General features: G+C 40.7%; 22 protein-coding genes. 11 read left to right on the top strand and 11 right to left on the bottom strand.

From position 1 onward, the window contains the following. Positions 1-15 precede the first annotated feature (15 nt). A complete protein-coding gene (locus NK987_RS09455) occupies positions 16-1,662 on the bottom strand; it encodes a S8 family serine peptidase (RefSeq protein ID WP_259263648.1) in 1,647 nt (548 codons plus the stop codon). After that, on the bottom strand, positions 1,649-2,335 hold the full coding sequence (locus tag NK987_RS09450; protein ID WP_259263647.1) for a hypothetical protein: 687 nt from the start codon (positions 2,333-2,335) through the stop codon (positions 1,649-1,651). Before NK987_RS09450 ends, NK987_RS09455 begins: the two co-directional genes overlap by 14 nt. An 82-nt stretch (positions 2,336-2,417) precedes the next feature. On the opposite strand from NK987_RS09450, the gene NK987_RS09445 reads away from it, so the two are divergent. The 3 genes from NK987_RS09445 to NK987_RS09435 are packed head-to-tail and all read left to right on the top strand — an operon-like array spanning position 2,418 to position 4,585. Next, positions 2,418-3,044: a beta/alpha barrel domain-containing protein gene (locus NK987_RS09445; RefSeq protein ID WP_259263646.1), complete on the top strand. Its 627-nt coding sequence runs from the start codon at positions 2,418-2,420 to the stop codon at positions 3,042-3,044. A gap of 20 nt (positions 3,045-3,064) precedes the next feature. Next, a complete protein-coding gene (gene hemF, locus NK987_RS09440; RefSeq protein WP_259263645.1) occupies positions 3,065-3,964 on the top strand; it encodes an oxygen-dependent coproporphyrinogen oxidase in 900 nt (299 codons plus the stop codon). 27 nt (positions 3,965-3,991) lie between these two features. After that, complete coding sequence (locus NK987_RS09435; protein WP_259263644.1) at positions 3,992-4,585, top strand: phosphatase PAP2 family protein; 594 nt, start codon at positions 3,992-3,994, stop codon at positions 4,583-4,585. A gap of 1 nt (position 4,586) precedes the next feature. On the opposite strand, the gene NK987_RS09430 is transcribed toward NK987_RS09435, so the two are convergent. Next, positions 4,587-5,180: a riboflavin synthase gene (locus NK987_RS09430; protein WP_259263643.1), complete on the bottom strand. Its 594-nt coding sequence runs from the start codon at positions 5,178-5,180 to the stop codon at positions 4,587-4,589. A gap of 123 nt (positions 5,181-5,303) precedes the next feature. Here NK987_RS09430 and NK987_RS09425 point away from each other — a divergent pair, with 123 nt between their 5' ends. From NK987_RS09425 to NK987_RS09405, 5 genes are all read left to right on the top strand, one after another. Continuing rightward, positions 5,304-5,960: a protein-L-isoaspartate(D-aspartate) O-methyltransferase gene (locus NK987_RS09425; RefSeq protein ID WP_259263642.1), complete on the top strand. Its 657-nt coding sequence runs from the start codon at positions 5,304-5,306 to the stop codon at positions 5,958-5,960. An 81-nt stretch (positions 5,961-6,041) separates the two neighbouring features. Further along, a complete protein-coding gene (locus NK987_RS09420) occupies positions 6,042-6,572 on the top strand; it encodes an acyl-CoA thioesterase (RefSeq protein WP_258422766.1) in 531 nt (176 codons plus the stop codon). Between the two features lie 196 nt (positions 6,573-6,768). After that, complete coding sequence (locus NK987_RS09415; RefSeq protein WP_259263641.1) at positions 6,769-7,308, top strand: hypothetical protein; 540 nt, start codon at positions 6,769-6,771, stop codon at positions 7,306-7,308. Positions 7,309-7,310: 2 nt separating this feature from the next. Beyond that, the gene (locus tag NK987_RS09410) at positions 7,311-7,634 is read left to right on the top strand and encodes a DUF3817 domain-containing protein (protein ID WP_258422764.1); all 324 of its coding nucleotides are present in this window, start codon (positions 7,311-7,313) and stop codon (positions 7,632-7,634) included. A gap of 11 nt (positions 7,635-7,645) precedes the next feature. Then, a complete protein-coding gene (locus NK987_RS09405) occupies positions 7,646-8,668 on the top strand; it encodes a hypothetical protein (RefSeq protein WP_258422806.1) in 1,023 nt (340 codons plus the stop codon). Between the two features lie 128 nt (positions 8,669-8,796). Here NK987_RS09405 and NK987_RS09400 read toward each other — a convergent pair whose 3' ends face one another. The 7 genes from NK987_RS09400 to alaS form a co-directional block, all read right to left on the bottom strand. Further along, positions 8,797-11,250: a leucine-rich repeat domain-containing protein gene (locus NK987_RS09400; protein ID WP_259263640.1), complete on the bottom strand. Its 2,454-nt coding sequence runs from the start codon at positions 11,248-11,250 to the stop codon at positions 8,797-8,799. Beyond that, positions 11,237-12,076 carry a hypothetical protein gene (locus NK987_RS09395; protein ID WP_258422762.1) on the bottom strand — a complete coding sequence of 280 codons (840 nt, stop codon included), beginning with the start codon at positions 12,074-12,076 and terminating at the stop codon, positions 11,237-11,239. Before NK987_RS09395 ends, NK987_RS09400 begins: the two co-directional genes overlap by 14 nt. Continuing rightward, entirely contained in the window at positions 12,073-12,651 is a 579-nt protein-coding gene (locus NK987_RS09390) for a hypothetical protein (protein ID WP_258422761.1), read from the bottom strand. Before NK987_RS09390 ends, NK987_RS09395 begins: the two co-directional genes overlap by 4 nt. A 24-nt stretch (positions 12,652-12,675) precedes the next feature. Continuing rightward, complete coding sequence (locus tag NK987_RS09385) at positions 12,676-13,149, bottom strand: nucleoid-structuring protein H-NS (protein WP_258422760.1); 474 nt, start codon at positions 13,147-13,149, stop codon at positions 12,676-12,678. A 261-nt stretch (positions 13,150-13,410) separates the two neighbouring features. Next, positions 13,411-14,529 (bottom strand): peroxiredoxin family protein, encoded by a 1,119-nt coding sequence (locus NK987_RS09380; RefSeq protein ID WP_259263639.1) that lies wholly within the window; start codon positions 14,527-14,529, stop codon positions 13,411-13,413. Position 14,530: 1 nt separating this feature from the next. Then, positions 14,531-15,991 (bottom strand): Asp-tRNA(Asn)/Glu-tRNA(Gln) amidotransferase subunit GatB, encoded by a 1,461-nt coding sequence (gene gatB / locus NK987_RS09375; RefSeq protein WP_259263638.1) that lies wholly within the window; start codon positions 15,989-15,991, stop codon positions 14,531-14,533. Positions 15,992-16,075: 84 nt separating this feature from the next. Beyond that, the gene (alaS, locus tag NK987_RS09370) at positions 16,076-18,706 is read right to left on the bottom strand and encodes an alanine--tRNA ligase (RefSeq protein WP_259263637.1); all 2,631 of its coding nucleotides are present in this window, start codon (positions 18,704-18,706) and stop codon (positions 16,076-16,078) included. Positions 18,707-18,824: 118 nt separating this feature from the next. Between alaS and NK987_RS09365 the strand changes: the two genes are divergently transcribed. Next, the gene (locus NK987_RS09365; RefSeq protein ID WP_258422756.1) at positions 18,825-19,802 is read left to right on the top strand and encodes a peptidoglycan DD-metalloendopeptidase family protein; all 978 of its coding nucleotides are present in this window, start codon (positions 18,825-18,827) and stop codon (positions 19,800-19,802) included. An 85-nt stretch (positions 19,803-19,887) separates the two neighbouring features. Here NK987_RS09365 and NK987_RS09360 read toward each other — a convergent pair whose 3' ends face one another. Further along, complete coding sequence (locus tag NK987_RS09360) at positions 19,888-20,865, bottom strand: GlxA family transcriptional regulator (protein ID WP_258422755.1); 978 nt, start codon at positions 20,863-20,865, stop codon at positions 19,888-19,890. Between the two features lie 122 nt (positions 20,866-20,987). On the opposite strand from NK987_RS09360, the gene NK987_RS21455 reads away from it, so the two are divergent. Together NK987_RS21455 and NK987_RS09350 are read left to right on the top strand one after the other, a co-directional pair. After that, on the top strand, positions 20,988-21,866 hold the full coding sequence (locus NK987_RS21455; RefSeq protein ID WP_338021198.1) for an SRPBCC domain-containing protein: 879 nt from the start codon (positions 20,988-20,990) through the stop codon (positions 21,864-21,866). 23 nt (positions 21,867-21,889) lie between these two features. Continuing rightward, positions 21,890-22,330, top strand: a complete 441-nt coding sequence (locus tag NK987_RS09350; protein WP_259263636.1) for a VOC family protein — start codon at positions 21,890-21,892, stop codon at positions 22,328-22,330. Positions 22,331-22,388: the final 58 nt, after the last annotated feature.

Genomic DNA, 22,388 nt, shown 5'->3' with positions numbered 1-22,388 from the left:
AATCTCTTTGACGCTTTACCTTTTTAACAATTTTGTCCTTTTGACCTCTCTGCCTGATTGCATCTGAACCAAAAACATCCCTTTAGGAATATTGGGAAGGCTGATTTCAAAGGGTTGCGATACGGATTCTCTTTGGATATCAATTTTTTGGATTTCCTTCCCATTGACATCATATATTGAAAACTCTCCCATGAGACTTTTTCCGAATTGGACAAAAAGATCACCTCCGTTCAGGGGATTGGGATAAACTTTAAAATCACTTTCTTTTTCCAAAGTCAAAATACTCAAAATCTCTCCATAATAAGCTTTTGAAAAATCCGGAATGCCATATCCCAAGAGGTTATCAGGGTTTTCATATTGACTTGAACTCCTTAGGATATATTCAATCAGTTTATCTTTGGTCCAATCAGGCCGTGCTTCCCATAATCCCGCAGCCAAAGCAGCAACTTGTGGCGCAGAAAAAGAAGTGCCGTTGGATGGTCCTAGAGTTCCATTGGAACGGATTACTTGCGCACTGTTGCCAAAAGCAGAAACTTCGGGCTTAAACCTGCCGTCGGCTGTAGGGCCCTGAGAACTGAACCCGGCTCTGGCAAGGCTAGAATTGACTGCACCTACGGATAAAATTCCCTCTGCATCTGCAGGAGCGATAATAGAGGAAACTCCTCTGGAACCATAATTTCCCGCACTTGTGACGACCAAGATACCTTTTTCTGAAGCCACATCGGCACCTATGGTGATAGTCGCTGTCTTTCCATCCAAGTCCTCTTTGGTGTAATCCATACTAGGATCATCAAAATCCCAATAGCCCAAGGAACTACTGATAATATCTGCTCCAAGGCTGTCGGCCCAAGAGGCTGCCCGTACCCAATTGTATTCCTCAATCCTGTATTCAGTGGGAACATCCTCTGTGATACCTAGTATATATTTGGAATCCGGTGCACCGGAAACAAGCAAGTTTTCTTGATTTGCTGCGATTAGAGAAAGGGCATTTGTACCATGCTGGTTAAAACTGTAGACATTGGCATTTTCTAAATGGACAAAGTCCCTCGTTCCCACGATCTGATTGTTGGTAAACAGATGAGAAAAAGCTGAAATAGTATTAACTCCGGGAAAGCCTGCATCAAAAACAGCGATTGTAATGCCCTTTCCTTTATACCCTTCCCCATGCATGACAGGAATGCCTATCAGCTCATTCTGGAAATCATAGGGTGTTGCAGCGGTTTTCGCGTTTGTATGTATTGATGAATTTGTTCCGACTTTATTGCCAAAACCTATTCCCAATCTACCGTTGGAACTCATGCCCGGTGCTGCCAAAACCACTTTGTCAACAAATGGAAGCGCACTGATAGCAATGATTTGCTCAGGACTTGCTTCCACTAAAGTGGCATTAAGCCATGTGATCTCGTAAAGGACTTTGCCTGATTTAGAAGCTACCTCGGAAACATATTTTGCTGAAAGCGGTAAATCCAAGCTATCAACTGGAATCTGAAACTTTGCTCTTCTTTCTAAAGCCGCAGCTGACAAAAATTCCGCCGGCCTGCTTAAGGAATAGGTATCTTGGGGCTTGAATTTAAAATGTACAGCATATCTGTTTTGGCCGTAAGAAACTGACGCCAGCAAAAAACAAAAAACAGAAAGCAAAAACCTGTTAAAGTTTACCATATCCTATAATTTTCAAATGGGTCCGTCTGCCCGAATCGACTAACATTTGTCCCAGACAATCATTTCTTGAGCAATAAGTCAAGACCTCATAATATTGTTCTACCAATCCTATTCCTTTTGCAAATACTTCGTACCTGTTGTCCCTAAAGGTAATTTCATCATCATCTTCCTCTTGTAGGACCTTCAATGATTTGGAGAATGACTGTTGCCCGACATCGATTTTACCAACAAATGAAATTTCATATTCATCGGGATCTTCGGAATTGAAAACTTGGGCATCCCATGTTTTCTGTAACTTAGGAGGAAAAACCAAATTGACTGTCTTTTTGTTCTCAAAAGTCCTGACCAAGGCAAGATTTCGATAATGCAAAGAGTAGCTTCCAATTACAGACCAGTTGGATCTGTCCAGAGATTTCTCTCTGACAACTACATAAACCAATTCATTTTCCGCATTCAAGAAGCTATAATCAACTTTGTCCCTCAAAAAGTAATCGCTGCTTTCTTCATCATTTTCACCAAAAACTATTGTTTCACTGACTTCATATTCCCAAAAAAGGTCCACTTCCAAAGGTTGATAGTCCAAGCCAAAATCTTCATTTGGCTTCTCAGTATCTGCACAGGAAAATAAAAAAGCAATTAAGCTAAGAAAGTAAAGTGGGTGAATCTTAAGCATAAGCGAGTTCTAGACGTTTACAAAAATACAATTTTAAGATGAAATTTCTACCTTAGCATCCAAAAATCATCAAAACAGCAGTATGGCACTTCATTCGTTTGTTAAAATCAGTGCAGTCACCAACCTCACCGACGCCAGGTATTGCGCCGGAATGTATGTCAACATGATAGGTTTTGACCTGGAAGAAAGCAGCAAAAACTTCACTTCTCCACAGAAATACAATGAAATTACAGGATGGCTTTCTGGAGTGGATTTCGTGGCGGAATTTGAAAGTACCCATCCGGAAAAAATCCTCGGCAACCTCAATGAATATAATGGAATCAACTTTTTAGAAATCACGGAGGAAATATATTTAAGGATGTTGGTCAATTCTTCGTATGGCATAATTTTCAAAAAAGAATTGACTTCAGAGGAAGATTTGGATGAACTGATCGCCAAAGCCAAATTTTTTCAGGATTTTAAAATAATGCTTCACCTCGTTTCAGAAAGCTTGGAAATAAATGGCGGCATCATCCAAAAACTCCACACCTTGGCTTCCACAGTAGAGGTTCTGTTAGGATTTGGAATAGAGCCGGAGACGGTCAGAAACTTGTTGGAGCAGACCGGAGTAAAAGGAATTGCCCTTGAAGGGGGTGACGAAATCAAGCCGGGACTGAAAGATTTTGACCAGTTGGCAGAAATATTGGAAGTATTGGAAATAGAGGATTAATTCAGAATTGGAATAGGAAAATGCTAGAAAAAGAAAAAATCACCAGTGACTTTATGGACATTCAGGACCATATCTGTAAGGAACTGGAATTAGAGGATGGCAAAGGAAAATTCCTAGAAGACAGATGGACGAGGACTGAAGGCGGTGGCGGCCGTACCCGGATCCTTCAAAACGGCAACATCATAACAAAAGGCGGCGTAGCATTTTCAGCAGTGGAAGGGCCCACACCGGAAAAAATCCTCCAGAAACTCAATCTCGAAAAAGCTGATTTTTACGCAACAGGGGTGTCGATAGTCATACATCCTGAAAACCCGATGGTGCCGATCATCCACATGAACATACGGTATTTTGAAATGAGTAATGGCGTCAGGTGGTTTGGCGGTGGGATCGATCTTACTCCTCACTATGTAGATATCTCCGATGCCAAATATTTTCACCAACAAGTGAAAGAAACCTGTGACCTTTCCAATACCGAATATTACCCCAAATTCAAAAAATGGGCTGATGATTATTTTTTCATCAAACACAGAAATGAAACAAGGGGAATTGGAGGGATTTTCTTTGACAGACTTACGGCAAATGATCCTGAAGAAATGGGTTCTATTTTTGACTTTGTCAAATCAATAGGTTACTTATTCCCAAAAGTCTACCGGCACTTCATGGCAAAAAACAAAACTTTGCCCTATGGAGAAAATGAAAAAAAATGGCAGGCCCTCCGCAGGGGAAGGTATGTGGAATTTAACCTTGTTTGGGATTCAGGCACCAAATTCGGCTTGGATACCAACGGCAGAACGGAAAGCATACTGATGAGTATGCCACCTGTAGCCAATTGGGAATACATGAATCAGCCGCAAGCCGGGTCAAAAGAAGCATTCACCCTTGACCACCTCAAAAAAGAAATTGATTGGGTTACTATTTAATTTCCCATAAAAGAATATTTAAGAAATATGCTGGAAAAAATCAGTAAATGGGATGAGGCTCTTTTTTTGTGGTTAAACCAACACCACTCGGATTTTATGGATCCGATCATGTACTACTCTACCCGTACTTTTCCTTGGATTCCACTTTATGTTTTTTTGATTTTTCTGGTCTGGAAAGCCTATGGCAAACAAGGTTGGTGGGTAATCTTAGGAGTTCTGCTTTCCATCTTATTTGCTGACCAAATCACCTCAGGACTGATGAAACCGTTTTTTGAAAGGTTAAGGCCATGTCATGAAGTGCTGTTGAACGGAATGGTGCACAATTACGGCAATTGCGGAGGCAAATACGGTTTTGCTTCCTCCCATGCGGCAAACAGTTTTGCCATTGCGACATCCATGTATCTAGGCCTTTCCTTTAAATATCCGGCAGTGAAATGGCTGTTTCTATGGGCTATATTTTTTTCTTATACCAGAATATACCTTGGGGTACACTATCCCGGAGATATTTTGGTTGGTGCTTTTGTAGGGTTGATCAGCGGATTGGCCGCTTTCCACATATTCCGTTTCATTTACAATCTCATCAGGATGAAAAGTGGAATAAACAAGATCAAAACTGACTAGATTAATCTGTATATCCTCGGATGATTCTTTGGATGTATTTGCCGATAATATCAAATTCCAGGTTTACCTCATCTCCAATCTGTAATACATGGAAATTGGTATGCTCATAGGTGTAAGGAATGATCGCTACAGAAAACCTCCCGTTTTTTGAGTTGAAACAAGTCAGGCTTGTGCCATTTACCGTAATGGAACCCTTTTCAACAGTCACGTTTCCTACGTTTGGGTCATAAGAAAAATCAAAAATCCAAGAACCATCCTGTTCGGAAATCTTCTCAATTTTACCGATTTGATCAACATGTCCCTGTACGATATGTCCGTCAAACCTGCCGTTTGCAGGCATGCAGCGCTCAAGGTTAACTTTTTTGCCGATTGCCCAGGATTTCAGATTGGTTTTTTTCAATGTCTCATCAATGGCTGTTACAGAATAGGTATTTCCTTCAACCGCTACTACTGTAAGACAAACCCCATTATGGGAAACAGATTGGTCAACTTTGAGTTCGGAGGTAATCGGTGAGGATATTTCAAACCTGACATTGGTACCTTCTTTGGTCATGCCGCTGACTGTTCCCAAAGTTTCTATGATTCCTGTAAACATATTTTTAATCTAAAGTTCAATATTTCAGACAATAAGCTTCAAAGCTTAATTTTGGCTTCAAATTAAGCCAATTTATCCCTTAACTTAGCATCGTTTACAAAAGTTTCCCATCACAAAACACCCATGTTGAAATTAGAGGACAGCTACCGCCACAAAGGTCAGCGAAAAGAATTGGTCAAAATCATCCGGCAAAAAGGAATCAAAAATGAAGCGGTATTGAATGCCATCAACACGCTGCCAAGACATTTTTTCTTTGATTCGGCCCTCGACTCCCATGCTTATGAGGACAAAGCCTTCCCAATCGGCGAAGGTCAGACTATTTCCCAACCTTACACAGTTGCCTTTCAGACGGAGTTGTTAAATATAAAACCTGGTGACAAGGTTTTGGAAATCGGGACCGGGTCAGGATATCAGGGCGCCATCTTACATTTGCTAGGAGCTGAGGTATACACCATCGAATACCAAAAAAAGCTCTACGAAAAAACCAAGAAATTCATGTCCAAATTAGGCATTCAGCTTCATTTTTATTTTGGAGACGGATCCAAAGGAATGCCCGAACATGCACCTTTTGACAAAATCCTTGTGACTGCAGGCGCACCTGTAGTACCAAATTCTTTGCTGAAACAATTGAAAGTGGGCGGGATTTTGGTGATTCCGGTTGGAGACCGCAAAACACAAAAAATGATGAAGCTGACCAAAATCACCGAAACTAAAATTGAACAGGAAGAGTTTGATAACTTTGCCTTTGTACCCCTTTTGGGAATGGAAGGATGGAAATAACCAAATTTTATACTGAATTCACCCCTTCAATTTTTCACTGAACGAAAAAGGTTTTGTATTTTTACAAAAAAATTAACTTTTATGCCAAAACAGAAACCCGTAAAGCTGTCAGAAGTAATCATGACAGAAATGGTTTTACCCAACGATACCAATACCTTACATAACCTTATGGGTGGAAAATTGATGCATTGGATGGACATAGTCGCAGCCATAGCAGCACAAAAACACTCCAACCGGATCGTGGTCACGGCCTCTGCTGACAGCATTTCTTTCAAACATCCTATTGCTCTCGGCAATGTAGTTACACTCAAAGCAAAAGTAACCAGGGCATTTAATTCCTCCATCGAAGTTTTTATTGAGGTATGGGCAGAGGATATCCCTGCAAATAAAAAAATCCTTACCCATAGGGCATTTTTTACATTCGTCGCAGTAGACCAAAACGGTAGACCGATTGAAGTACCTGAAGCCATTGCGGAAACTGCCGAAGAAATCGAATTGTATGAAGGTGCACTTAGGAGAAGACAACTCAGGTTGGTCCTAGCAAAAAGAATGGACCCAAAAGATGCAGTGGAATTGAAATCTATCTTTGGATTTGAAGAAAACAAAGCATAAAAAAAAGGGATTTGTTTCATTGAATCTGATTCCCTGATGATAGCTTAGCATAATTTTGGGATGAAATTTTCGGGTAATTCGGACCATTAACCTTCATTTCTGCGCCTGCATCTATCCTCAACGTTCTTATTTCCAGTTTCTCGTTTCTCGCTTCCAAATCCTTGCTTTCAGATAAATTTTTAATCAATTTAGGCACATGGAAAACTTGCGTATCCACGATTTGGGATTGATTTTAGATAATGAAATTTATCTTCTGCCTGAAGAAACCGAACTACTTTTGGCAAAAAGACAAAATGAACTTTTGGAGGAAAATCCAATTGCCCAACAAGAGGAATTTGAAGAAGAGGCTGTGGCTCTGGAATATGAAGGAGGATTCGAAAAAGGCATTTTGGTAATCTATGAGGGAAAGTCTTTGGAAAGCAACCTGTCTGATTATTTGTTCAAGATTTTAGGTGCTGTATCCTGTTCTCCCAAAGACATTGCATTAGCTAGCTCAGAAAAAACAGAAAAAACTAGTATGGCATCCATTTCAGCACTTAATCCCAACAGGATTATCGTGTTTGGCAAAGTAAGGCACGAAATCATGATGTCGGTCAAAAAAACATATGAGGTTCATCAGGAGGATGACATCGAGTACCTTTTTGCAGACGATCTAAAGCAGATTTCTGAAAGCCTAGACCTACGAAAAGCACTTTGGAAAGAACTGCAGGTCTTGTTCAACATAACAAAAAAATAGAAATGAGAACGATAGAAGAAAAAACCAAATGGTTGAAGCGGTTTAGGTTAATCAGCATCTTGGAAGGTTTTTCCTTCTTGATTCTCCTTTTCATTGCCATGCCTTTGAAATACATGATGGACCTTCCCTTGGCCGTCACCTATGTGGGTTGGGCACATGGGCTGCTCTTTATCCTATATATCTATGCTGTATTTCCTACAGCGCACAAAATGGAATGGAAATTCGGAAAAACATTCTTTGCTTTGGCAGTTTCCATACTTCCATTTGGCCCTTTTATTTTTGACAAAAACATGACCAAAGAAGAAAAAGAAATGGTCAAATCTTGACAAACTGCCTTATGGCCTTGATCAGCAAAAAGAAAATCATCTATCCCATAAGCCCAAAATTGAGGGAATTCCTCAACAAATATGGCCGCGAAGTCGATTTTCCCATTCAATACAATGACCTTCTGAGATACAGTACCTCCATCGCACTGTATGACTCCAAAGGAAACGACACCCTTTGGGAGACGGTATTTTTTGCTGAATCAGATAGAGAGGAAATTCATTACAATGTGAAGAAAATCTATTCTCTTCTCAAAGCCCAAGGGGATATGACCGTCATGGAACACCTGTACGTGGACCGGGTGGACCTTTGCGTGTATGGGAACACCAAACCATTTAGAGTCAGGATAGTCAACAGAATCAATGACAACTTCGACTATTTCTACGTAAAGATGGCCGACGCATCAAGGATTTATGGCTTGGAACTTGAACACCTCCTATCCCCCAACCGAATCAATTACCTAGTTCACCAAAACACACTTATTGAAGAACATATCGCAGGCATTCCTGGAGAGCAATTTATGCGGCTATATATCAATGACGGATTACAAAACCCAATCCGATTGGCCAAAGAATTTGTCAAATTCAACGAAAGGTGTTTTGTCAGGCTTCTTGGAGATATGCATTCCTCCAATTTTGTGGTCGACGTCACACCTGATTTTGAAGAAACCCATTACAGAATCAGGGCCATAGATTTTGACCAGCAGTCCTACGAAGGAAAAAAATCAATCTACTTACCCCAGTATTTCAAGCAGAACAACACCTTGATCCAAATGGGCTTCAAGCACATTACCCCAGAGTCAATGGCCCAATACCAAAGGGAAGAACGGGCCCTGATTGCCAACAGGCTCAAAAGTTCTCAAATAGAAATTGAGGACCTCTTGGAAACCATGGAATCTGATACCATTTCTACCCAGGAAAATACAGAAAACCTCAAGCAGGATCTCGCAAAACATTATAAAAATGACCGATTCCTTGAATGTAAAAACATGGGAAATATCCTGAGACTAAGCTTAGATCAAGTAAGGAAAAAATAAACCTCACCTAATAAACTTTAATAGCGAAATTCCTTCCCTTTAAAAAGGCCTTATTCCTTTCGAAATTTTCACTTCTTGAACATTACTTCAGAAGTCTGTTTTCTTATTGATGCTAATTGCCCACCTACTCAATAAAACCGTACCTCACATTCAGGATTCAATTTTTTAAAGGCATCGACCGCCCTTTGATTCAGTCTGGTATTGAAGCAGTTTAATTCTTTCAAATTCAGCCCCTGAACAGGTTTTAGAGATTTGACGTTGGTACCGCCGATGTCCAGTTTTTCCAATCCTGTAAGCGTCTCCAATCCCCTCAAAACAGTGATGTTGGTCCCTGTCAGGACCATACTTTTGAGCTCATTCAATTGGCCTAAAGGCCTCAAGTCCTCAATCGCAGTATACGACAAGTCAAGGGATTTGAGATTCCATAAGATTGGGAGGACAGTTAAATCAGATACCGGAGCATTTGTAATTTTCAATTCCTCCAATAATTTCAATTCACTCAGCCCTGAAATATCAGTCATCGGGATATGGGAAACAGACAGAGACCTCAAATTGACAAAAACAGCCAAGGCCTGTAAATTTGAAATATCCGAATTTTCAACTTTCAGAGACGGCATTGCAGTCCAACGGTGAAGTGTCTCAAGGTCCGGAACTGCATCCCCATTCCCATAGGCTTTCTTAAAAGCGGTTTTCCAAGAGTCTTCTATAGCAGCCCACCATTGCTCCAACAGTGCTGATCGATAGATTATGTTGATTTTGGGATTGGATAAAAGAAATTCAGGAATACTTGCAGGGTCGATTTCTGAATTGTCAAGGTTCAGGTAAGAAAGCTTTGGCAAACTTTTCAACATGATAAAACCTGTCACGGGACTATCCCTAAAGTCGATGTTGGTAAGATCTGTCATCCCCACCAAAGGCTCCAAGTCTTTAATCTTGGTGTTTTTTCCTGAAATGATTTCAAGGGTTTTCATTTCAGCCAATGGAAGTAGGTCGATGATTTCATTATCATCAAAGGCCAAGTAATTGAGGTTCTTAAATTTCAATACAGGGTTCAGGTTATTGACCCCTGTACCGGATATATCCAATGAATCGATTCCCAATGTACCAGTAAGATCTTCAATAGTTGGTGAAGGAATCCCAAGTCGGGGATTAACAGCTATCAATGCCTGTTTCCATTCTTGAGACAATCCTGCCCACCAAGATTGTAAAGTCTCCACATGATGGATCAAAAGAACATTCCTGTTATTTCTTGCATATTGTTCGGCACTGGATTCTGAGACTTCAGTAAGGTCTGCATAAAGCATTCTCAGATTTGGCCTATTATTCAATGGTGTAATGTTAGAAACAGAGGTGTTGTTGACATTGATGATTTTCAGGGCAGAAATTGCCGCCAAAGGAGTCAAATCAATAATGTTGGTCTGACTCAGATTGACTTCAGTAAGACTTTCCAAGCCTGCCAAAAGGTCGATGTTAGACAAACTGTTTCCGCTGACATCCAGGTATTTCAAGCCTTTGAGTTCTTGGATATCCTCAATACTTGTAAAGCTGCTGTTATTCAAATCCAGCCAATTAAGGGCTTGCATGGAATTCAGCACGCTGTAAGAAATAATCTTGGTGTTGACGGCCCGCAAGGTTTGAAGGCTCTTAAGGTTACCCAATTCGCTGATGTCCTCGATCGAAGTATTCGAAATGTCCAGGTACTGCAGTTTATCAGAATACTTTATAAACTGAATATCTGTCGTCGGTGTATTTGAAATATTGAGATGGCTGAGGAAAGTCACATTGCTGATAGGATTCAATTCCACCACCTTGGTATTACTGATATCTATGTATTTTAAGTCTCTCAAAGCTTCAAGCGGGCCAAGCTCAATCAGGTATTCATTTCCTGAAAAATCCACGGAATCAATGGCGCTGATTTTATATAAATGGTCAACTGTAACAGTATCTTCTTCACCAATGCCAATCTTATTCCTAAAATAAGATGTCCAAGTGTAGGACAGTGTAGCCCACCATTCTTCTAATTCCTTGTCCCTGCTGAGTTTGGTTGTATAAACGCTGGCGATTTTGAGTTCATTGGTTTTCTTATCTACATTGACCTCAATAAATCTCGCCTTGGTATTGGTGATTTTTTCCTTATTTAATCCGGTGGCTGTCAAAGTCCTGTCCATTGAAACCAAAAAAGACAACTCCCCATTTTCCCTAAGAAATGGTTTTGTTTCTCTTACTTTAAATTTGAAGCTAGCTTCATCGAAAAAAAACTCAATGTCTTTCAGGTAAGCAGTCACATCTTTATTGGTGATGACTTTTCTATCCAATAGAAGGTCATCTTCGACCTGAACTTTACCGTCTCTGAAAATCTTTTTATAGCTCTCCCTGATAATCACGTCCTTATCCCGTGCAGGAGTATCTTTACTTCCCAATGTATTCAAAAAAAACTCCAAAAACTGAACCTGATCCTCTACTTTTTGGGTAAGGTCTTTCAGATCTGCTTTTGAATAATCACCCAAATCCTGTGAATATCCTGAGAAATGGATGCCAAAAAAAAGCAAAACAAATAGAATGGATTGTCTATTTCTGGTCATATATGAATTCTAATATAGTTTCTTTATCTCCCGGCTTCAGTTTCACCAAATCCCCTATCAACCATCCTGTATTGAATCCCGGCCTGTTAAACTGGTCCAATTCGAAATACCAATTGTTGATTTGGAAAAAATGAAACTTGACATCAGATATTGTTTCAAATTTGATGCTACCTTTTTTTAACTCGTATAAAAACAAGGTAAGGTAATCAGGAACATACTCCTTTGCGGTATAAGATTCCGGTGAATTGGAATTTTCGAATGCCTTGCGGAGATTCATAAAACCAAGTTCGTGACTCAGAGGATGGATAAAGCTTTTATCAGTCCCGATTGGTTTGTTGAAAATATCTTTAAAGGGTTGGAAGACTACTTTATCAATGACCCACTCATATCCCAATCCTTCAGGTTGGATTTTTAAAAATAAGGTCACATTTTCGCTTCTGCCCTTGTATTGGAAAACGGACACCACTTCGGCAAACCATTCCCCTTCATGGAAATTCAAAAACTGTGGTTGTGTTTCGGACAACACATCACGCATAAACTCAGTCTTCAATTCTCCTGAAATGCCGGAAGTCTCATTGTCAAAAAGTATACTGATAAATTTTCCCCTCAATTCCCTGTCCCTGAAAAGGGCATCTCCCGAATAATATCTTTTCATGCCGTCTTGACTTTCTTCGGCATTGAATCGTCTAAAAAATTGATTGACCTGTTTGGTCGAAGCGGCAAACTTGCCGTCATCCTTGGGGGAACCGGGGCTGAACAAGCCCTGCCCCGGTGCCATTCCAAAGGAAGTAATGAATAATGTTATTGCAATAATTACTTTTCTCATGCAGCGGTTTCTGTCACGCGGATATCTCCAAGCATCACATCCCAAAACTCGATTGTTCTACCTGCGATCTGAGTTTGCTTTTTCTCCACATAGATCGTGATATCCTTTTTGGTCGTGTCTCGGTAGTTAAGACCTGATTCGATTGAAGTACCTTCAAATCTTTGATAAACAGTGATGACACCTACATAGCGACCATCAGGCTGTCTTTCTAGATCACTGATATAATGGATGTCATACCAAGTGATGTTGACTTTGTCATAGTTCAATGCCATCAGTCTTTCAAAGTAATTTCTCACTTTGTAGTAGGCTATCTCTTTGCGGCTCAAGGAAGAAACCCCCATCTCTGCATCTGGAGCAAACAACTCCTCAGCCCTATCCATAACGCGATTGGCTTCTGAGAATTGTGTTTCTTTGCTTCCGATAATGCTGATGTATTTACTTAAGTCTTTTACTTTTTCCAAAGCAAGGGAATCAATGGCCTGCTTTCTTGCAGGACTGATGTTGTCAGTTTGTGCCAACGTAATGGTCGCTGAAGCAAAAAAGAGCAACAGGAAAAGAGGAATATATTTTTTCATTATCTCGTGATTTTTCGGTGGATATTATTTTTTACGACGCAATTCCAATTCTGAAACTTTACCGTTTCCGTCAAGTCTGATATCAGAAATGAAGTTTAGGTTTTTCTTGGTGTCCTTCAGATAGTTAAGGTAATTTTCTATCGTGGTAGGCTCATCGTAATCTTTAATGCCATTGGCTTCGTGAATCACAATCAAAACGGGGGTAGATCCATTGGAGAACATACCTTTTGCCTCCTGAATTGTCCTGTTGGCAGCATCTACATTTGAAGATCCGGCAATGCTGTTAAAGTAATTTTCAAGTTTTCCAACAGCTACTTCTTCAGCAGAAGGCCCTGCAGGTGGCGGCGGTGGCGGCGTTGGTTTTACCTCTTCTACAGGCGCAGGCTCGGGAGCAGCCACGACTTTCTTTTTACCTTTGCAAGCTCCAAGAGCAAGCAAACCAAACAAGGCAATTGTCAGCACCCTGCTTAACGTTGATTTGGCGGTTCTTTTTTTCATGTTTAGTTAATTGATTAGTTTAATAGACTGTTAGAATTTGGGTAATTATGATCAGGTTTCGTTCAAATTTCAAAATAGATTTTTTGATTTTTGAATGGCTTGTTTTGCAATTGCTTGTAAAAATCGCGTTTTTTAAGCCTGTACAAATCTAATTGAAATTTCCTTTTTTTATCAAGTTAGATCGTATAGTCGGTAAAAAATATCAATTAATTCCGAAGGGAAGTCAATTATCAAACCTTCCTTTCGGATTAATCACCGGCTTTATTCAAATATCTCTTTCAGCTTATTTTCTAAACTCGCTCCTCTCAAATCTTTCCCGATAATTTTACCCTCCGGGTCAAGCATATAAGTGGCAGGAATTGCATTGATCTGATAGATGGCAGCTGCTTCTGAATTGAAATACTTTAGGTCTGATACATGCGTCCATGTAAGGTTATCATCGGCAATTGCTTTGACCCAGGCTTCTTTGGTTCTGTCCAATGACACACCGAATACTTCAAAACCTTGATCTTTATACTGGTTGTATAACCTTACCACATTGGGGTTTTCTTCCCTGCAGGGCCTGCACCAAGCTGCCCAAAAATCAATCAAAACATACTTTCCCCTTAAATCAGACAGTTTAATAAGTTCTCCATTAGGATTGGGCAAAGAAATCTCAGGTGCTACCTGACCGATAGACAATGCACGCATGTCGTCTAACTGGTTCATCAGTGATTGAATCATCTTGGTATTGGGATATTTTTCATTCAATCCGGCCACCAACTCATCAATGTACTGAAAATCATTTTTGATATTGAGCATGGAAATCCCAGCCATCGTGGCAAAACTCCCCTCCATACCGGTAAGAACTTCTTTCACCTTTTGGCCTTGGGTCACTTCAAGGTTCATGGCAGTGGTCTGAATGGATTTGATCGCTTCCTGATCCCTTTTGCTCATGGCTTCAAAATAGGCAGTATTCAATTCATTGATGGTCTTTTGGTATTCAGCAGTCAACGCCTCAATTTTTTGGAGATTTTGAGAATCTTCCGACCCTTCTACCTTAAGGCTTGCTTCATCATTGAAATCATAAAAAACCTCCACATCCTCAGCAAATAGAGCCAGTTTGACAATCTTTTGGTTCATAAAGTGTAATTCAAAAAATGCAGGACCCTCAAGGCTGAGTTCATACTCAAAATCCCCTCCTGAACCCATGGGTATTTCTCCGATGATTTCTGTGCTTTCATTCACAAACTTATACAACTCTATTCTTCCTTCGGGAGCGTTTTTAACCACTCCTGAAACCTTTACAGAACCATCAAATTCCTGTTTGCTTTCTTGACCACAGGCCATCACCAAAAGCAAAAACAGGAAAGATAAGGAAGCAACCGATGGATTTTTCATATCAATTTTCAAGTATTTCAGTCAGTAATTTTGTGGCAACTTTTGGGTCTGCCTTACCTTGGGATTTTTTCATCACCTGCCCCATAAACATGGCCATCAATCCTTTTTTCCCGGAACGGTATTCTTCCACTTTCAAAGCATTTTCGGACAATACCGTTTCTATAATCGGCATCAGAGAACCTTCATCACTTTCTTGAATAAGATTTAAATCCTGAGCGATTTCTATCGGGCGTTTTGTCTTGTGGAGCAACATTTCAGGATATACTTTTTGTGAAGCCACAGAGAAATTGATTTTCCCTTCGTCAATGATGGCAATCAGCTCCGCAAGGCTTTTGGCAGAAATCGGAAAATCAGAAATATGCAGGGTAAGCTCATTCAGGTAGGATTTCACAGGACCCATCACCCAATTGGCTGCTCCTTTATAATTTTTGGTGAATAGACAAACTTCCTCGTAATAGAGTGCTATTTCTTTGCTGTCAGTCAACACTCCGGCATCATACTCTGATAAGCCGTATTGGTTTATAAACTTGTAGTGTAATTCTCGTGGCAAAGCCGGCATGGATTCTTTTACACTTTCCAACCATTCCTCTGATACAATCACAGGGCTCAAATCCGGTTCAGGAAAATACCTGTAATCATTCAGGTCTTCCTTGGTCCTCATACTTGCAGTCAATCCTGTGGATGCGTCAAAAGTCCTCGTCTCAGAAATGATCTCAATATTGGCTTCCACCATTTCCACCTGACGCTCAAATTCGTGTTCAATCGCCCTCACCACATTCCTGAAGGAATTCATATTTTTGACTTCCACTTTTTTTCCATATTCGGCAGCACCCCTTAATCTCACGGAGACGTTGGCGTCACATCGGAGTGAGCCTTCTTCCATATTGCCATCGCAGATATCAAGATATTTGACGAGTTTTTTGATTTCGGCAAGGTAAGCATAGGCTTCGTCGGAAGCGCGCATATCTGGTTCAGATACGATTTCGATTAGAGGAACCCCTGCCCTGTTAAAATCAACCAAGGTATCCACCTCACCTGCAAGGTGCATTGACTTTCCCGCATCTTCTTCCATGTGAATCCTCGTCAGAGCTACAGATTTTTTGCTCCCATCTGGCAGGGTGATGGGGACATTTCCTCCTACACAGATAGGGTTTTTATCCTGGGTGATTTGATATCCTTTTGGAAGATCAGGATAGAAATAATTCTTCCTTGCAAAAATATTATGCCGGGTAATTTCGCAGTTACATGCCAATCCCATCTTAATGGCAAACTCCACTGCTTTTCGGTTTACTTTGGGAAGTGTACCGGGATGGCCAAGGGTAATGACTGAAATATGTGTATTGGGTAGATTTCCAAATTCCGTAGAATCAGAAGTGTACATCTTACTTTGGGTCAGCAACTGGGCATGTACTTCCAGTCCAATGACCAATTCATATTTATTTTTGACTTCTGCTGAAAGCATCTTTTCTCTTTTATTCTGTATTTTAATTGCCCTAAAATTGGATTCAAAATAGACCAAAACCAAATTAGGAACCTCCTATTTCTCTTAAATCCCTGCCAAAAGTGACTTTGCCTTGACAAGGACTGCAGGTAGCCCTGCAAGGTTTTTTCCTCCTGCAGTGGCAAAGAAAGGCTGTCCACCTCCCCCACCATCAATCTCTTTTGCCAATTCCCTCACCAATAACCCTGCATTCAACGACTTTTCTGCGACCAGATTTTCACTGATCAAAACCGCCAACTGTGGTTTTCCATCAATCTCTGCTGCCAAAACAGCAATAACATTGTCTACCTCGTTTTTAAGCTCAAATGCCAGTTTTTTCAAAGCGTCTGCTGAAGGCAAGGATATTTTTGCAACCACCTGATTGGTCCCATTCACTTGCACAATACCACGGATCAATTCCTCTTTGAGGGCTCCAGCCTGCTGCAAATGAAGGGATTCCAGTTCTTTTTTTAATTCATTGCGTTCCTGGATAAGGGCTTCAATGGATTTTTTGACATCCCGGGGATTTTTCAACAATTCCTGAATTTCTTTCACCAATTGAAACTGGTCATTGACATAAGCTTCAGCTGCGTCAGCTGTAATCGCCTCTATCCTTCTGACTCCGGCTGAAATTGATCCCTCCGAAACAATCTTGAACAAACCGATCACGCCTGTGGAAGATACGTGTGTACCGCCACAGAGTTCAACTGAAAAATTCCTGTCAAAAGTGATTACCCTTACAAAATCTCCATATTTCTCTCCAAACAAGGCAGTTGCGCCTTGGTTTTTTGCATCTGCGATCGGGACATTTCTTTGCTCATTCAAAGAAATGTTCTCCCTGATTTTGGTATTGACGATACTTTCTACCTGAGCGATTTCCTCCTCATTAAGCTTCGTAAAATGGGAAAAGTCGAATCGTAGGATTTCCTCATTGACCAGAGATCCTTTTTGCTGAACATGGTCTCCCAATACTTGCTTCAATGCGGCATGGAGTAAGTGAGTCGCAGTATGGTTGTTCATGCTCAGCTTCCGTTTTTCCGCATTAACCTTGGAAGTAAATACCGCCTCAGGCTTGGAAGGCAGCCTATCTACAAAATGAACAATGAGGTCGTTTTCCTTCTTGGTATCTAGGACTTTGATGCTTTCGTTTTCGGACTGTAGTTCTCCCTGATCCCCTACCTGTCCACCGCTTTCGGCATAGAACGGCGTCCTGTCCAAGACCAGTTGAAACCTGTCTCCTTTTTTATCCTTGATCTGTCTGTATTTGATTATCCTGCTTTGGGATTCGAGATAATCATAACCTATAAATTCCACGCCCTCGTCTTCTCCAACCATAACCCAATCGCCGGTTTCCTGCTCTGCAGCAGCCCTTGACCTGGTTTTTTGCTTTTCCATCTCAATAGCAAAACCCTTCTCATCTACTGACAGACCATTTTCCCGAGCAATCAAAGAAGTCAGGTCAAGCGGAAATCCAAAAGTATCATACAGTTCGAAAGCGACTTTTCCTTCTATGACAGCCTGACCTGAAGCAGCCATTTCTTCTTTGATCTGATCAAGTTTTTTCAATCCATTATCCAAGGTTCTCAAAAAGGAGTTTTCCTCCTCCATAATCACTTTGGCAATAAAATCCTGTTGAGCGGCTACTTCAGGGAAAATATCCCCAAAAGTCTCTGCAAGCAAAGGAAGTAATTCATATAAAAACGGTTTCTGGAAACCCAGAAAAGTATATCCATACCTTACTCCCCTTCTCAAAATCCTTCGGATGACATATCCGGCTTTGTTATTGGAAGGCAGCTGACCGTCAGCAATGGTAAATGATATCGCCCGGATGTGATCTACGATCACCCGCATAGCAATGTCTATTTTTTCATCCTTTCCATATTCCTTCCCGGATTTGGCAGCGACTGCCTGAATAAATGGTGTAAAGACATCGGTATCATAATTGGAAGATTTGTTTTGGATTGCTCTCACAAGCCTTTCAAACCCCATTCCTGTGTCTACATGTTTGGCAGGAAGTTCTTTAAGGCTCCCATCAGCAACCCTGTTGAACTGCATAAAAACAAGATTCCAAATCTCGATTACCTGAGGGTGGTCATTGTTGACCAAATCAAATCCGTCAATTTTCTGTCTTTCTTCATCTGACCTGAGGTCAACGTGGATTTCGGAGCATGGTCCACAAGGTCCCGTATCTCCCATTTCCCAAAAATTGTCTTTTTTGCTACCAAAAATAATCCTGCTTTCAGGAAGGATTTTGCTCCAAATCTGAAAAGCCTCCATATCCCTTTCCAAGTTGTCACCCGCATCTCCTCCAAAAACAGAAACATAAAGCCGGTCTTTTGGTAATTGATAGACTTCAGTCAATAATTCCCAGGCCCACTCAATTGCTTCTTTTTTGAAATAATCTCCGAATGACCAGTTGCCCAACATCTCAAACATGGTATGGTGGTAGGTGTCCACACCCACTTCCTCCAAGTCATTGTGCTTGCCAGAGACACGTAGACATTTTTGGCTGTTGGCCACTCTCAAGAATTTGGGATCTTCATTTCCCAAAAAATAATCCTTGAACTGATTCATGCCGGCATTGGTAAACATAAGTGTTGGGTCGTTTTTGACCACAATCGGTGAGGAGGGCACATAATGGTGCTTTTTGGACTCAAAAAATTGAATAAATAAATTTCGGATTTCTTTGGCTTTCATCTAACCTATTGACTATTTTCGGATTATCTATTTTATTTACTATATTTGTGGTCCCCAACACGCTATCACCCAACTGCCACAGGGGCACAAAATTAGAATATTTACCTCGCAATCCGTAATGAGTAGAATAAAATATTACTACGACCCCAAAACCTGCAAATACGAGCGCTACCAGCGAAGCAAGTGGGATATTGCCCTCAATTCCCTTGGATTCTTTTCACTCGCTTCAGTAATTGCCGTTGTCATGTTGATTTCCTTCAACTATTTTTTTGAAAGCCCAAAAGAGCTGATGTTGAAGAAAGAAAATCAAGAACTTACCCTTTATTACCAATTGCTTGAAGGGGAAGTCAACAAACTCAACCACATGATGGGTGACCTTCAGCAAAGAGATGACAACCTGTACAGGATCATTTTTGAATCAGAACCGATTCCCGATGAAATGAGGAATGCAGGTGTCGGCGGTTCTGACAGATACAAGGAAATCAAAGAAAAAGGACTCAAACAGGAAGACCTTGTTGTCTCACTTTCCCAAAAAGTGGATGCCCTGAAAAGAAAAATGTACGTCCAATCCATCAGCTATGATGAAGTGACCGACATGGCATACAAAAAAGAAGAATATTGGGCTTCTGTACCGGCGATCCAACCTATTTTAAATGAAAATCTAAACATGCTTGCCTCAGGTTATGGCATGAGAATCCACCCTATCCTTAAAGTGAGGAAAATGCATAAAGGTGTCGATTTTGCAGCACCAAAAGGAACTCCCATATATGCTACAGGCGACGGTGTGGTGGTAGCGGTGAAAACAGTTTTTGGTGGATATGGAAAGCACATTGAAATCGACCATGGGTTCGGTTTTGTCACCCGATATGCGCACATGAATGAATTCAAAGTCAGAAAAGGCCAAAAAATAAAAAGAGGTGATTTAATTGGAACAGTGGGAAATACCGGTTCATCTACAGCACCACACGTCCATTATGAAATCATGAAAGACGGCAGGTTTGTAAACCCCGTCAACTATTTCTTCAAAGACCTTACACCGGAAGAGTTTGATAAGATTCTCGAACTGTCAGGCAGAGAAAATCAGTCTTTGAGTTAAACTTCTAAATTCAATATGAAATAAAAATCCCGGTCAGCTTTTTTGACCGGGATTTTTTATTGAATTACCAAAAATTAAAACCAAGCTACGCCAAGGAAAGCTTGTTGTATTTGTTTCGATACTCCAGCGGGGTCAATCCGGTTATTTTTTTAAAAGTGGATCGAAAGGCCTTATTGTCTGTATAACCTACTTCAAACATTACCTCATTGATATTTTTTCTACTCCCCTCAAAACTCCTCTTGGCAGCTTCCATTTTCACCCTTTGAATATATTCCAAGACTGAATTTCTCGTAGCCTGTTTGAACCTCCGTTCAAAGCTTCTCCTTCCCAATGCTACCCTTGCAGCAAGTTCATCGACACTGATCCGCTCATCTATCACGGATTCTATGTAATCCTGAGCTTTAATGATCAAGTCATCTTTATGGTCCTTTTGTCCTTTGAACATTGAAAAGGCAGATTGATTGTTCCTGTCAATATCGATAGCAAAATATTTTGCAGCTAGGATAGCTGTTTCTCTATCAGAATATTTTTCTACGAGATGAAGCAAAAGATTCCAATAGGAATTAGCTCCCCCACTTGAATATATCCCCCCTTCTTCGCTGACGATGCTGCCATCCTGAACCTCCACCTCAGGAAACATTTCATGGAATTCATTGGCAAAACCCCAGTGGGTTGAACATTTTTTGCCATCCAACAATCCTGTCGAAGCAAGCAAAAATGCACCTACACACAATGAAGCAACTTCAGAACCTTTATTATACTGTTCGCTTATCCATGGAATCAATTCCCTATTGGATTCCAGAGCAGCTTTCATATCTCCAAAGAGTGCCGGAATAATTACCAAATCAGTCTTCCTGACCTGATCGATCAGGGTATCAGGAAAAACTGAAAAACTTCCTCCGTTGAGCTTAATTTCCTTTTTTGCTCCGACCAGACTTACCTCAAATAATGGCTCTTTTCCCGAAAGGGATAAAAACTGATTGACAGCACTGAAACAGTACTGAGGGTCAGCAATGGCCTGCAAAACCGAATTTTCAGGAACGAGAATAGAAACTTTTATCATGATTTAAATATAGAAAACCTGTCGCAAAATACCTGCTGATTGTCGTTTTCACACATAGTTTTCTCTTTTGATTCCAATTAAATTTACATCTCAAAGAATTTTGAACTCCAAAAACCAAAACTATGAACTCCTTACCAAAAACCGTTATTTCAATTGAAACTTATGTAAATGCCCCTGTCCCACAAGTTTGGAAAATGTGGTCAGAACCCGAACATATCAAACAATGGAACTTTGCATCTGAAGATTGGCAATGTCCACGTGCTGAAAATGACCTTCAAGCGGGAGGTAAGTTTTCTTCCAGAATGGAGGCAAAAGATGGAAGTTTTGGATTTGACTTTGGGGGTAACCATACCGAAGTAGAAGAATTCAAAAAAATATCCTCCATCCTTGAAGACGGCAGAAAAATGTCGGTCATTTTTGAATCCCAGGGCGAAGGTACAAAGGTCAAAGAAGATTTTGAATCTGAAGATACCAACTCAATCGAGCTCCAAAAAGATGGTTGGCAAACGATTTTAAACAATTTCAAGAAATATGTTGAATCCCAATCCGGTCCACAAAAGCTCAATTTCAAAATAGAAATCGACGCACCTGTTGACAAAGTTTTTATTACCATGCTTGGGGACAAGACCTATAGGGAATGGACAGCGGTGTTCAATCCGACTTCCCGTTTTGAAGGTTCTTGGGACAAAGGTTCCAAAATAGTATTTGTTGGCACCGACCAAGATGGAAAAGAAGGCGGTATGGTCAGCAGGATCAAAGAAAACATCAAAAATCAATTTGTTTCTATCGAACACCTTGGAATCCTGAATAATGGACAAGAAATCACCTCCGGACCGGAAGTAGAGGGATGGGCAGGAGCATTGGAAAATTATACTTTTGAGGCAAAAAATGGGAAAACCTTGCTTTCCGTAGACCTAGATTCTAATGAAGAATTCAAATCCTACTTTGAGGAAACTTATCCTAAGGCCTTGGAAAAACTCAAATCAATCTGTGAATCTTAAAATCAACCTTAAACCCCACAACTATGGCAAGCGTAGGCACTTATCTTAATTTTACAGACAATACCGAGGAGGTATTTTATTTTTATAAATCAATCTTTGGAGGAGAATTCATCGGAGGCATCATGCGGTTTGGAGGGGCACCTCCCATGGATGGCATGCCGCCCATGCCTGAATCAGACAAAAACCTCGTCATGCATGTCGCGTTGGAAATAACCGGAGGTCATCAATTGATGGGCTCGGACTCACCGGCGTTTATGGGATTTAAAGTCAATATGGGAAACAATGTCCATATCAACCTACAACCGGACACAAGGTCTGAAACAGAGAGACTGTTTAAAGAACTTTCGGCCGGTGGTGTGGTCACCATGGAATTGGAGGATGCATTTTGGGGCGATTATTTTGGAAGCTGTACCGATAAATTTGGGGTAAATTGGATGTTTGCTTGTACTGAACCTGCAGGTTAATTTTTTCTTTTCGGCACCTCAAACAGCTTTAGCTAAGTAAGGAAGATTTGATTGAAAA

It is taken from the genome of Aquiflexum gelatinilyticum (assembly GCF_024813435.1).
GTDB classification, from domain to species: domain Bacteria; phylum Bacteroidota; class Bacteroidia; order Cytophagales; family Cyclobacteriaceae; genus Cognataquiflexum; species Cognataquiflexum gelatinilyticum.
The sequence above is the reverse complement of the archived record's forward strand: the minus strand, read 5'-3'. Positions and strand labels throughout refer to the sequence as shown.